We start from the raw sequence: 12,197 nt of genomic DNA on the forward strand, positions 1-12,197 counted from the left end.
AAACAGATTGCCCCCTCGCCATCCTCACTCCCAATCATCCGGCTTCTTGTCCTTGCTCGGTGCCTTGTCGCTGATGCGTTTCACGTCCGCCGCCGGCACCTGTTCCGGTGGCTGGCTGGGCCCCTGCGGCCTGGGTGCGGGGGTGCGGACATTGGGGTCGCTGTTCATCGTGGTCGTCTCCGGCTGAGGCTTCCCCCTAAGCCCAGCACAGCGTGGCGGGTCGCGCTGGCCGTCGGTCGCCTCGGGGCCCGGTGCATGAGCCGATGGTGGAATCTAGGTCCAGATCACTTGGCAAACGGGAGGCCGGACCATGAGCAGCACTGTCGACCTGAACCAGCGTCCCCCGTACGACCCGGTGATCGATAGCATTGCCGACTATGTGCTGGATTACCGGGTGACCTCCGTGGAGGCGCTGGATACCGCGCGCAACTGCCTGATGGACAGCCTGGGCTGTGCACTGCTGGCCCTGCGCTTTCCCGAGTGCACCAAGCTGCTCGGCCCGCTGGTCGAGGGCACACAGGTGCCCCACGGTTCCCGCGTGCCGGGCACCCATTACCGGCTGGACCCGGTCAAGGCGGCCTGGGACCTGGGCGCCCTGATTCGCTGGCTGGACTTCAACGACACCTGGCTGGCGGCGGAGTGGGCGCACCCGTCCGATAACCTGGGCGGCATTCTCGCGGTGGCCGACCACCTGTCCCAGCGGCGCGTGGCGCGGGGCGAGTCGCCGATTGCCATGCGCCTGGTACTGGAAGCCATGGTCAAGGCCCACGAGATACAGGGCGTGATGGCCCTGGAGAACTCGTTCAACCGCGTCGGCCTGGACCACGTGGTGCTAGTGAAGCTGGCCTCGACCGCTGTCTGTGCCTGGCTGATGGGGGCCAACCGCGATCAGCTGCTCTCGGCCATCTCCCACGCCTTGGTCGACGGCCAGGCCCTGCGGACCTACCGCCATGCGCCCAATGCCGGTTCGCGCAAGTCCTGGGCGGCGGGGGATGCCACCAGCCGGGGCGTGCGCCTGGCGGATATCGCGTTGCGTGGCGAGATGGGCGTGCCCGGTGTGCTGAGTGCGCCGCAATGGGGCTTCTACGACGTGTCTTTCAGCCACACCAACAAGGACCTGGCGACCAAACCGCCGCAACAGCATCGCTTCAGCCTGCCCCAGGCGTTCGGCAGCTATGTGATGGAGAACATTCTGTTCAAGGTCAGCTTCCCCGCCGAGTTCCATGGCCAGACTGCCTGCGAGGCTGCGGTGCGCCTGCACCCGCTGGTCCGCAATCGCGTCACCGAGATCGATCGTATCGTCATCAACACCCAGGAATCGGCCATCCGCATCATTGCCAAGGAGGGGGCCCTGTCCAACGCCGCCGACCGCGACCACTGCCTCCAGTACATGACGGCGGTGGCCCTGGCGTTCGGCAACCTGGTGGCCGAGCACTACGAGGACGACTTCCATCGCGCCCACCCGATCATCGACCGCTTGCGCGAGCGCATGGAGGTGGTCGAAGACCCGCGTTATACCCGCGAGTACCTGGAGCCTGACAAGCGCTCCATCGCCAATGCGGTGCAGGTGTTCTACAAGGACGGCCGCAGCACGGAAAAGGTGGAAGTGGAATATCCCATCGGCCACCGTCGGCGGCGCAGCGAGGGGATGCCGCTGCTGGAGGAAAAATTCAGGACGAGCCTGGCAACCCGATTCGCGCCCCAGCGTTGCGCCGATATCCTGGCCCTGTGCAAGGACCAGGCGGCGCTAGAGGCAATGCCGGTGGACCGGTTCGTCGAACTGCTGGTTATCTGAGGCGGGAGCAGGGCCGGCGGAACAGACCGGCCCAGGAGCGATCAGTCGTCGTAGTAGTCGCGTTCGCGGCAGACTTTTTCCTTGTCGTACACCTCCCGCGAGGCGCTGATGCGGACCCGACAGGGGCCGTCGCGGAAATCGCGGTGCCATTCGCCGCGTCGCCAGGTCTTGCCACGTCCGTCAGGGCAACGGATGACTTTCCTGAAATACCCACGGTCGGTGATCTCCTTCACCCGGCACGGGCCGTCGCGATAGCGCTCGACTCTGCCGTCATCCCTGTCCCCTCTGTGGTCGGCCAGGGCACTTTGCGCAGTGCCGGCAACGGCTACGACCAGTAGAAACGCCCCCATGAGCGGGCCTGGTTTCATTTCATTACCTCGAATCCGATACGGCGGGAGATGGCCAGCGCCCCGCACGGCTGTCGAGCGGTTGGCTAGCTGGCGCTTGCTCAGACAACGCGGCGGGCGCTTTTACTCCCGGGTGCAGTACGTCTGGTGAGGCAACGTTGGGACGGAGTGGTTTCTATACTGAATGCACCCTGGCCGACAGGCCGATGGGGCGGGCAGAACCCTATGACCGCTGCAGAAGGCGCCGCCGCTTACCGCACGGCGCAGATGCCTGGCTGGCTCACTGGAACCCCGGGCTCGCTAACGTTCACGTTGCTCGTCATCCTGCTGGTGACGGTGGGAGGTTGCGCTTCGACGCGCGCTCCCGAAGCGCCGCCGGTGGTCGTGTCGCAGAGTACCTGGCGGCAGGTGGACCGGGATATCACGGCCGCCTCGCTGGCCGCCACCAGTCAGGCTCGTCGCTACGCCCAGGACTCCATGGAGCGCTGGATGGACCTGGTCTACAAGCGCACCGAAAGTGAATTCATTCCCTGGTTCTCCAGTTTCTGGACCCGCAAGTGGTTGAGCATGAAGGTGGGGTGGTATCGCCTGAGCTCCGACGGCGAGCGCGAGAAAACCGTGAATCGGCTGGCTGCCTATCTCCAGGAGGAATACGACGAGCAGGTGCTGGAGCCGGTTTCCCGGCAACTCGATCCGGACGACATCATGGAGCAGGCCACAAGGATGTATGTCCAGCAGCTGGATGAGCGCCTGCAGGTGATTCCCCAGCGTTTCGGCGTGCCCGGCGACCAGTTCGCCCAGCACCTGCAGAAGATTCCGGCCATCGAGCTGCCGCCGCCGGGCCAGAGCGCCTCGCTGTTTCAGGTCATCAAGGCCGCCCCCCTGGAAGAGCTGCCCGCATACGCCTCGCTCATGGACCGGATTCGCAATGCACCGAGTGGTGCTGGCGCCTGGACCACGGACGACGGGCTGTCCACCATCACCCACCAGACCAGCGAACAACTGGAATCGGAACTGGCCACCAGCGGTGCCGCCAGTGCCGTCACCAGCTTCATGGGGCGCGTGGCTGGCCCGGTATTGTCCCTCGGCTTCACCGGTATCAGCGCCATGCTCAACGAGGAGGGGCGGCCAGACCGCGAGGCGACCTTGCGCAAGAGCCTCAACCAGGCCTTCGACGAAGAGTGGCTGGAGCTGATGCGCAATCCGGAGACGGGTGTGATGGCCGGCGTAATCCATCTGTCCGGGCAGGTCGAAGGTAGTCTCGGGCGTGCGGATACCTTGCCCATCCAGTTCGAGCCCCTGCCCAGGGTGATGCCGTTGCCCGGGCAATAACCGGCAGAACCGCAGCCTGTCATGAAATGCGAAGTCCCTGTCGTGCGATGAGAAGCATCGAAAAGGGCGCATGCCTAGAGTCCAATCCATGGGTCCGTGACCCGATGACTACAAGAATCAAGATTGGAGACAAGGCATGGCCAAAGCCGTTCGCTTCTATGAATCCGGGGGGCCGGAAGTACTTCGCTATGAAGAGGTCGAGGTCGCTGACCCGGGCCCCGGCGAAGTCCGCATCCGCCACGTTGCCGTAGGCCTGAACTACGCCGACACCTATTTCCGCAATGGCACTTATCCCATTCCGCTGCCCAATGGCATCGGGGTGGAAGCGTCCGGCGTGGTCGTGGCGGTGGGCGAGGGCGTGAGTAACGTCGCCCTGGGCGATCGCGTGACCTACACCGGATTCCTCAATACCCTCGGCGCCTACAGCACCGAGCGTCTGGTGCCCGCTGCGCCGCTGATCAAGCTGCCCGAGACCATCGCCTTCGAAACGGCAGCGGCCATGACCATGCGCGGTCTGACCTCCGCCTACCTGATGCGCCGCATCCATGACTTCAAGGAAGGCGACAGCATCCTCCTGCACGCCGCCGCTGGCGGTGTGGGCCTGATCGTCTCGCAGTGGGCCAAGCTGCTGGGCCTGACGGTAATCGGCACCGTGTCCACCGAAGCCAAGGCGGAAGTCGCGCGCCTGCACGGTTGCGACCATGTCATCAACTACAGCGAGGAAGACATCGCCAGCCGTGTGCGTCAGCTGACCGACGGGCGCGGCGTCGATGTGGTGTTCGACAGCGTCGGCAAGAACACCTTCATGGCTTCGCTGGATTCGCTCAAGCGCCGAGGCCTGATGGTCTGCGTCGGCACGGCCTCCGGCCCGATCCCGGCGTTCGACCCAGTGCTGCTGGCCATGAAAGGGTCGCTGTTCATCACCCGGCCGGCCCTGGCCGACTACATCGCCGATCCGGCGGAGAAGGCCGAGCTGGTCGGCGAGCTGTTCGACCACGTGGGCAGCGGCCGCATCCGGATCGACATCAACCAGCACTACTCGCTGGAGGATGCAGTCCAGGCTCATCGGGACCTGGAATCGCGCAAGACCACCGGTTCGTCCATCTTCGTCATCTGAGGGCGTAGGCCATGAATGTCGAGCAACTCACCTGCGCCATCGGCGCCGAAATCAGCGGCGTGAACCTGGGCGATGCTTCCCGTGACGACGGCCTGTTCGCGGAAATCAGGGCTCTGCTGCTCCAGCACAAGGTGCTGTTCCTGCGGGACCAGGACATCAGCCGTGCTGAGCATGTGGCCTTCGCCCGCCGTTTTGGCGAGCTGGAAGACCACCCGGTGGCCGGCAGCGACCCGGAACACCCTGGCCTGGTGCGCATCTACAAGGACCCGGAACAGCCTAACGACCGCTACGAAAACGCCTGGCACACCGACGCGACCTGGCGCGCGGCGCCGCCCATGGGCTGCGTGCTGCGCTGCGTTGAATGTCCGCCGGTGGGTGGCGACACCATGTGGGCGAACATGGCGCTGGCCTACGAGAAACTGCCCCAGGACGTGAAGCAGCGTATCGAGGGCCTGCGCGCACGGCACAGCATCGAGGCCAGCTTCGGTGCCGCCATGCCCATCGACAAGCGTCTCGCGCTCAAGGCCATGTACCCGGATGCCGAGCACCCGGTGGTGCGCACCCACCCGGAAACTGGCGAGAAGGTGCTCTTCGTCAACGCTTTCGCCACCCACTTCACCAACTTCCACACGACCGAACACGTCCGTTATGGCCAGGACTACAGCATGGGCGGCAGCGACCTGCTGCGTTACCTGATCAGCCAGGCCTACATCCCGGAATACCAGGTGCGCTGGCGCTGGAAGAAAAACAGCGTGGCCATCTGGGACAACCGCTCCACCCAGCACTACGCGGTGATGGATTACCCAGCCTGCGTTCGCAAGATGGAGCGCGCCGGGATCATCGGCGACACGCCTTTCTGACCATCGACCCGCCTGGTCGCACGCAACCCGACCAGGCCACAGAACAAGAACAGACCGAGGACATTCCCATGCAATTCTTCGACGATTCGCTGCACCCGGAAAACATGGAAAAGGTGGTCATCACCGTGGCGCCCTATGGCCCCGAGTGGATGCCGGCGGACTTCCCGGAAGACATCCCGGTGACCATGGACGAACAGGTCCAGAAGGCCGTGGACTGCTATGAAGCGGGCGCCACCGTGTTGCACCTGCATGTGCGTGAACTGGACGGCACCGGCTCCAAGCGCCTGTCCAAGTTCAACGAGCTGATCGCCGGTGTGCGCGAAGCCGTTCCGGACATGATCATCCAGGTGGGGGGCTCCATCTCCTTCGCTCCCGAGAGCGAGGGCGAGGCGGCCAAGTGGCTGTCCGACGACACCCGCCACATGCTGGCCGAGCTGACCCCGAAGCCCGACCAGGTCACGGTGGCGATCAACACCACCCAGATGAACATCATGGAGCTGCTCTATCCGGAGTATCTGAAGGGCACCTCCCTGGAAAACCCGGTCTATCAGGCGGCCTACAGCGAAATGACCGTGCCGGCCGGCCCGGCCTGGGTCGAGGAGCACCTCAAGCGCCTGATGACCAACGGCATCCAGCCGCACTTCCAGCTCACCGGCATGCACGCCCTGGAAACCCTTGAGCGCCTGGTGCGCAAGGGCGTCTACAAGGGCCCGCTGAACCTGACCTGGATCGGCATCGGTGGCGGTTTCGACGGCCCCAACCCGTTCAACTTCTTCAACTTCATCCACCGTGCGCCGAATGGCGGTACCCTCACCGCCGAGTCGCTGTTGAAGAACGTCCTGCCGTTCAACACCATGGCGCTCGCCATGGGCCTGCACCCGCGTGTCGGCATCGAGGACACCATCATCGACCAGCACGGCAAGCGCTTCAGCTCGGTGCAGCAGATCCAGCAGACGGTGCGCATCGCCCACGAACTGGGCCGCGAAATCGCCAGCGGCAAGGAAGCACGCGAGATCTACAAGATCGGCGTGCAGTACAAGGACGTGGAAGAAACCCTGCGCATGAACGGCATGGCACCCAACCGCCAGCCGGGACAGAAGCACGTCCCCATGCGTGCCTGACCTGCGCAAGCCAGAGGCCGGCCCACAAGGCCGGTCTGGGCGGAACGGCAATCCGGCGTTCCGTCAATCAGCGTGACAAGAACAACAACACGCACATTCAAGGTACTGCCATGGCTTTCCATCCCGCAGCCACGGCCGGGTTCGACGATCCGGCCGTGAACATCCCACGCACCTACGCCTGGGTGGTATTCGCCCTGACGTTCGGCCTGCTGATTTCCGACTACATGTCGCGGCAGGTGCTCAACGCGGTCTTCCCGCTGCTCAAGTCCGAGTGGGCGCTGACCGACTCCCAACTCGGCCTGCTCAGTGGCATCGTCGCCCTGATGGTGGGATTGCTGACCTTCCCGCTGTCGCTGCTCGCCGATCGCTGGGGCCGGGTGAAGAGCCTGGTGCTGATGGCCATGCTCTGGAGCCTCGCAACCCTGGGCTGCGGCCTGGCGGAAAGCTACGAGCACATGTTCGTCGCCCGCTTCCTGGTCGGCGTAGGCGAGGCGGCGTACGGCAGTGTGGGCATCGCGGTCGTGCTCTCGGTGTTTCCCAAGCACCTGCGCGCCACCCTCACCGGTGCCTTCATGGCCGGCGGCATGTTCGGCTCGGTACTGGGCATGGCCCTGGGCGGCATCCTCGCCCAGCAACTGGGCTGGCGCTGGTCCTTCGCCGGCATGGCGTTCTTCGGCATGGTCCTGGCGCTGGTCTATCCGCTGGTGGTCAAGCAGAAACGCATCGGCGAACCGCTGGCGGCGGCCAGCGCGCGGGATGAATTCCCCTGCCGGCGCCCGCTCAAGACACTGTTCGCCAGCCGTTCGGTGGTCTGCGCCTATGTCGGCAGCGGCCTGCAACTGTTCGTCGGGGCCGCGGTTATGGTGTGGTTCCCCAGCTACCTGAACCGCTACTACTTCATGGGCACCGACCAGGCCGGCGTGGTCTCGGCCATCATCGTGCTCACCGGCGGTGCCGGGATGATCCTCTGCGGCATCCTCAGTGACCGCCTGTGCCGCAACGCCCCGGACCGCAAGATCGCCCTGGCCATCGCCTACTGCCTGATCAGTTGCGTGCTGCTTTCCGTGGCCTTCCGCATGGCGCCCGGTACACCGCAATTGGTAGTCATCGCGCTGGCCATGCTGGTGGCGACCGGCACCTCCGGCCCGGCTGGCGCCATGGTCGCCAACCTGACCCATTACTCGATCCACGGCACGGCCTTCGCCACCCTGACCCTGGCCAACAATCTTCTGGGCCTGGCACCCGGCCCTTATGTCACCGGCGTGCTGGCCGACCAGTTCGGCCTCGATCGCGCCTTCCAGTTTATTCCGTTGATCAGCGTCGCCGCAGCCCTGGTGTTCTGGTATGGCAAACGCCATTACCACCGGGACATCCAGAAGCTCGCACCGCTGATGGCGAGCGAGGAGCGCCCATGAAACCGCTGCGGGTCGAAATGACCTTCGACTTCATCTGCCCCTGGTGCCTGATCGGCAAACGCAACCTTGAAAGGGCGCTGGGCACCCTGGCCAAGAGCCGGCCGGATGTCGCCGTCGAGCTCCGCTGGAAAGGCGTGCAACTGCTGCCAGGCCTGCCGGCCCAGGGTGTGCCCTTCATGGAGTTCTACCGGCAGCGGCTCGGCAGCGAGGAGAGGGTGCGGGCGCGCCAGGAACAGGTGCGGGAAGCCGCCTACCACGCTGATGTGGATGTGGACCTGCAACGCATCGTGACCATGCCCAACACCGCCAACGCGCACCGCCTGCTGGCGCTGGCAACGGAGCAGGGCAGTGCGAAGCAGGTCGACGCATTGTTGGAGCGGCTGTTCGCCAGTTACTTCCAGAAAGGCGAAGACATTGGCAGCAGCGAGGTGTTGTTACGCCTGGCCAGGCAGTGCGGCCTCGATCCGCGTCGTCTCGAAGAGGTGCTGTTTGACGACGGTCGTCCCTATGTCGGGCGTGAAGTGGTTCCGGCGAACCAGGCCGTGCCGTCCTTCACGATCGACGAGCGTCCGTCGCTGGCGGGTGCCCAGCCGCCGTGGCTGATGCTGGCCCAGTTGCATCGGGCCCTGGAGCTGCGTCTGCCGGTGGAGGCCCGCCGGGCATGAGCCAGCATGTGGAAGTACCAGCGGAAAAGCTGCCGTCAGTGGGTGGTCGCAGTCTGTTTCGCCATGACGGCAAGTCGCTGGTGCTGTTCAACCAGGGCGGCGAACTGTTTGCCATCGACGAAGGTTGCCCGCACAACGGCGCCTCATTGTTCACGGGCCGGCTGGAAGGGCGACTGCTGCATTGCCCGGCCCACGGCCTGCGCTTCGACCTGGCCACGGGCTGCGTCCCCGGCGTGAGCGGCTTTGGTGTCGCCACCTACGCGGTGGAACAGCACCAGGGCCGTTGCATCATCGACCTGTCGCGGCCCCGGCCGCAGGAAACCGTCCCATGTCTGCAGCTGCAATAACCGCGCTGGGTTCGCGCAGCCGGGTGCTGATGCCCGGTGTGATCGTCAGCGCCGTGGTCGCCGCCGCGGCCACCTTCCTTTCCGAGCACTACGGTGCCCCGGTGATGCTGTTCGCCCTGCTGCTGGGCCTGTCGGTGAACTTCCTCGCGACCGATGGCGCCTGCAAGCCCGGTATCGAGTTCACCGCCCGTGAAGTGCTGCGGGTCGGCGTGGCCCTGCTGGGTATCCGCATCACCCTGGAACAGATCGCGTCCCTCGGCTGGCAGCCAGTCGCCATGGTGGTGGCACTGGTGGTGGTGACCATCCTCGTGTCAGTCGCAGTGGCGCGTCTGCTGGGCTTCAACAGCCTGTTCGGCCTGCTCACCGGTGGCGCCACCGCCATCTGCGGCGCTTCGGCGGCCCTGGCCCTGGCGGCGGCGCTGCCCAGTCACCCGCAGAAGGAACGCGCGACGCTGTTCACCGTGATCGGCGTGTCGGCGCTGTCCACCCTGGCGATGATCCTCTACCCGATGATCGCCCAGGCCCTGGGGTTGTCGCCCCTGCATGCGGGGCTGTTCATCGGCGGCACCATCCATGACGTGGCCCAGGTGGTGGGCGCGGGCTACAGCATGGGCCACGAAACCGGCGACAGTGCCACCGTGGTCAAGCTGATGCGGGTGGCCATGCTGCTCCCGGTGATCGTCTGCGCCGCCATGATCACCCGTGCCCGGGGCGCCGAGCCCGGCAGCAAGCGGCCGCCGTTGCTGCCCTGGTTCGCCGTGGGCTTCGTGGTGCTGGCCGCGATCAACAGCACGGGCGTGATTGCGCCGGCGGTGCAAGAGGCCGGCAACGAGCTGTCGCGCTGGTGCCTGGTGATCGCCATCAGTGCCCTGGGCATGAAGACCCAGCTCAAGGATCTGGCCTCGGTGGGCATCAAGCCGATCCTGCTGATGGTGGGGGAAACCGCCTTCCTCGCCGCCCTGGTGCTGGCAATGCTGCACTGGGGGTTCTGAAGCCTTTACTCCTGCTCCCGTGAGGGGGTCATCGACGCCTGCCACAGCGGGCATTTGCCGCGCAGAAGCCTACTGGGACGGGCTTCGTGCGCGTTTTTTTTTGCCTTTTTGGGGGGTGCGAATTCATTCGCGAAGGGCTGTGCAGCAGCCCCGCAGGGTGCGCCGCGCGCACCAGAAGACAGACTCGGTGTCCAGGTGCGCATGGCGCCCCCTACTTGTTGCCACCAATCGGAGCCGGGGCAATCGCGCCGCTTACTCCTCCGCCTTCACCTGATGCTCCCGCCGCCAGGCCGCCGGCGATTTGCCGAACTGGGTGGTGAACCAGCGGGTGAAGGAACTGGGCACGGAGTAACCGAGCAGATCGGCGATGCGGCTGAGGGAGTAACGCGGGTTTTCCATGTAGCGCAGCACCAGGTCGCGGCGCACGTCGTTGATCAGGTCGGAGAAGGTCACTTCGCTTTCTTCGAGGCGGCGCTGCAGGGTGCGCACGTTCATTCCGAGGGACTGGGCGATCTGTTCGATGGTGGCGCGGCCCATGGGCAGCAACAGGTAGATGGCTTTGCGCACGTCGTTCAGGGTCGACTGCTGGGCGGCACCAGGCAGGGTTTCCACCAGGCGGCGGGCGTGCCGCGCCATGGCGGGATCGGCCAGCGGGTTGGCTTTGTCCAGATCGGCGGCCTGGCAAACGATGCCGTTGAACTCGTTGCCGAATTCCACCTTGCAACCGAACACCCGCCGATGCAGTTGCAGGTCGGGTGGCGCGTCGTGGCTGAAGCTGACCGCCAACGGGCGCCAGCCGGAGCCGAGCAGGGCGCTGCACATGCGAAACAGCACGCCGATGGCCAGTTCGATGCCCTGGCGCATGGGCAAGGGCGGGTCGGTGATGATTTCTTCGCGCAGCACCACGGTCTTGCCCACTTCGTCCACGAACAGCGCCAGGGATTCGTTGAGCAGGTGGCGGTATTGCACGATGGTTTCCAGCGCGTCGCGCAGCGTCGGCTGGTGGGAGAGCAGCAGGCTGATGGCGCCGAAGTCCGACAGCTGGCGCGATTCCGCCATGCGCAAGCCGAAGGTGGGGCAGCCGCTGGCGCGGGCGGACTCTTCCAGCAAGATGGCTACGGCCGAGGTGGGCAGGCGTTGCTCGGGGTTCTCCACCAGCGCCTGGCTGAGGCCAACCTGGCGCAGCATCTGCTGTGGGTTGAGGCCAAGATGCTGGGCCACTTCGATGTAGTTGATCAGGGCCGCTGCGCGAACCATTGGGGTCATGTCGATCGCCACGCTGTTGTTGTGCCGGGTCGGGGGAGAGTCCGCCGCCGGTCGTTCTTGTCGTTTAAAGCGAAGTGGATCAGGCGCCATGGATGGTCTGCGAATTTTCCCTGGATGACAACGCCGGCCCCGTGCCGCGCAGGCGCCAGATGACAGTAAAGCCAATGCCCGGAAACCGGCCCACGCTACGGACGGCGGGCATGGCCGCCGGACGGGTCGGGCAACGGGGCAGGGCGGCTCTGTCATGAAATGCGAAGTGCCTGACGCCGTATGAAAAGCGGCTCCCCCCCTGCATCTCTACTGTCTGCATCACGAAGTTCCTTCCGCCGCGATGGCGATCCCATCGAACGCAACAGGGTAATGACGTGAACGACAACAACAGCACAACCATTCTCATCGTCCCGGGCCTGCGGGAAGACGTGCCGGAACACTGGCAGACCCTGCTGGCCGCGCAACTGCCCAAGGTGCGCAGCGTGCCGCCGCTGGAGCGGGACAAGCTGAGCCTGCCGGCGCGGGTCGAGGCCATTCAGCACGAGCTGGAACAGATCGACGGCCCGGTGATTCTGGTCGCCCACAGCGCCGGCGTGCTCATGGTGGCGCACTGGGCTGCCCGTTACAGCCGCCCCATCAAGGGCGCGCTACTGGCCACGCCCCCGGACCTGGACGCCGCCTGGCCGGCGAACTACCCGAGCCCCGAATCCCTCCGTGCCAATGGCTGGACCCCGCTGCCGCGCCTGCCGCTGCCATTCCCCAGCCTGGTCTGCGCCAGTGACGACGATCACCTGGCGAGCCTGGAGGCGGTTCGCGAGCTGGCCCGGGACTGGGAAGGCTGCCTGGTCGAACTGGGCAAGGTCGGGCATCTCAATCCCGCCTCGGGCTACGGCGAATGGCCTTACGCCCACGAACTGATCCAGCGGCTGGATAGCTGAAACGCAATTCC

General features: G+C 65.4%; 13 protein-coding genes. 10 read left to right on the forward strand and 3 right to left on the reverse strand.

The genetic code is table 11. The features are described from left to right. Positions 1 to 24: 24 nt before the first annotated feature. Entirely contained in the window at positions 25 to 168 is a 144-nt protein-coding gene (locus tag THL1_RS30310) for a hypothetical protein (protein WP_177343830.1), read from the reverse strand. A gap of 142 nt (positions 169 to 310) precedes the next feature. On the opposite strand from THL1_RS30310, the gene prpD reads away from it, so the two are divergent. Further along, complete coding sequence (prpD, locus tag THL1_RS13865; protein ID WP_069083807.1) at positions 311 to 1,795, forward strand: 2-methylcitrate dehydratase; 1,485 nt, start codon at positions 311 to 313, stop codon at positions 1,793 to 1,795. 41 nt (positions 1,796 to 1,836) lie between these two features. Here prpD and THL1_RS13870 read toward each other — a convergent pair whose 3' ends face one another. Next, positions 1,837 to 2,163, reverse strand: coding sequence for a hypothetical protein (locus THL1_RS13870; RefSeq protein ID WP_069083808.1), 327 nt, complete (start codon positions 2,161 to 2,163; stop codon positions 1,837 to 1,839). A gap of 204 nt (positions 2,164 to 2,367) precedes the next feature. On the opposite strand from THL1_RS13870, the gene THL1_RS13875 reads away from it, so the two are divergent. The 8 genes from THL1_RS13875 to THL1_RS13910 all read left to right on the forward strand — a co-directional run bounded on the left by THL1_RS13875 (position 2,368) and on the right by THL1_RS13910 (position 9,991). Continuing rightward, positions 2,368 to 3,474 carry a hypothetical protein gene (locus THL1_RS13875; RefSeq protein WP_237234804.1) on the forward strand — a complete coding sequence of 369 codons (1,107 nt, stop codon included), beginning with the start codon at positions 2,368 to 2,370 and terminating at the stop codon, positions 3,472 to 3,474. 136 nt (positions 3,475 to 3,610) lie between these two features. After that, entirely contained in the window at positions 3,611 to 4,591 is a 981-nt protein-coding gene (locus tag THL1_RS13880) for a quinone oxidoreductase family protein (protein ID WP_069083809.1), read from the forward strand. Between the two features lie 11 nt (positions 4,592 to 4,602). Beyond that, the gene (locus THL1_RS13885; protein WP_069083810.1) at positions 4,603 to 5,451 is read left to right on the forward strand and encodes a TauD/TfdA dioxygenase family protein; all 849 of its coding nucleotides are present in this window, start codon (positions 4,603 to 4,605) and stop codon (positions 5,449 to 5,451) included. A 68-nt stretch (positions 5,452 to 5,519) separates the two neighbouring features. Further along, positions 5,520 to 6,572, forward strand: a complete 1,053-nt coding sequence (locus tag THL1_RS13890) for a 3-keto-5-aminohexanoate cleavage protein (protein WP_069083811.1) — start codon at positions 5,520 to 5,522, stop codon at positions 6,570 to 6,572. A gap of 110 nt (positions 6,573 to 6,682) precedes the next feature. Further along, the gene (locus THL1_RS13895) at positions 6,683 to 7,987 is read left to right on the forward strand and encodes an MFS transporter (RefSeq protein WP_069083812.1); all 1,305 of its coding nucleotides are present in this window, start codon (positions 6,683 to 6,685) and stop codon (positions 7,985 to 7,987) included. Then, entirely contained in the window at positions 7,984 to 8,652 is a 669-nt protein-coding gene (locus tag THL1_RS13900) for a DsbA family oxidoreductase (RefSeq protein WP_069083813.1), read from the forward strand. Before THL1_RS13895 ends, THL1_RS13900 begins: the two co-directional genes overlap by 4 nt. After that, the gene (locus THL1_RS13905) at positions 8,649 to 8,999 is read left to right on the forward strand and encodes a Rieske (2Fe-2S) protein (protein WP_069083814.1); all 351 of its coding nucleotides are present in this window, start codon (positions 8,649 to 8,651) and stop codon (positions 8,997 to 8,999) included. The genes THL1_RS13900 and THL1_RS13905 overlap by 4 nt, the downstream gene beginning before the upstream one ends. Next, positions 8,981 to 9,991 (forward strand): YeiH family protein, encoded by a 1,011-nt coding sequence (locus THL1_RS13910; protein ID WP_069083815.1) that lies wholly within the window; start codon positions 8,981 to 8,983, stop codon positions 9,989 to 9,991. The genes THL1_RS13905 and THL1_RS13910 overlap by 19 nt, the downstream gene beginning before the upstream one ends. A 252-nt stretch (positions 9,992 to 10,243) precedes the next feature. Here THL1_RS13910 and THL1_RS13915 read toward each other — a convergent pair whose 3' ends face one another. After that, the gene (locus THL1_RS13915) at positions 10,244 to 11,248 is read right to left on the reverse strand and encodes an AraC family transcriptional regulator (RefSeq protein WP_083245883.1); all 1,005 of its coding nucleotides are present in this window, start codon (positions 11,246 to 11,248) and stop codon (positions 10,244 to 10,246) included. A gap of 374 nt (positions 11,249 to 11,622) precedes the next feature. Between THL1_RS13915 and THL1_RS13925 the strand changes: the two genes are divergently transcribed. Beyond that, positions 11,623 to 12,186: an RBBP9/YdeN family alpha/beta hydrolase gene (locus tag THL1_RS13925; RefSeq protein WP_069083818.1), complete on the forward strand. Its 564-nt coding sequence runs from the start codon at positions 11,623 to 11,625 to the stop codon at positions 12,184 to 12,186. The last annotated feature ends 11 nt before the right edge of the window (positions 12,187 to 12,197 follow it).

The organism is Pseudomonas sp. TCU-HL1, assembly GCF_001708505.1.
Classification (GTDB): domain Bacteria; phylum Pseudomonadota; class Gammaproteobacteria; order Pseudomonadales; family Pseudomonadaceae; genus Metapseudomonas.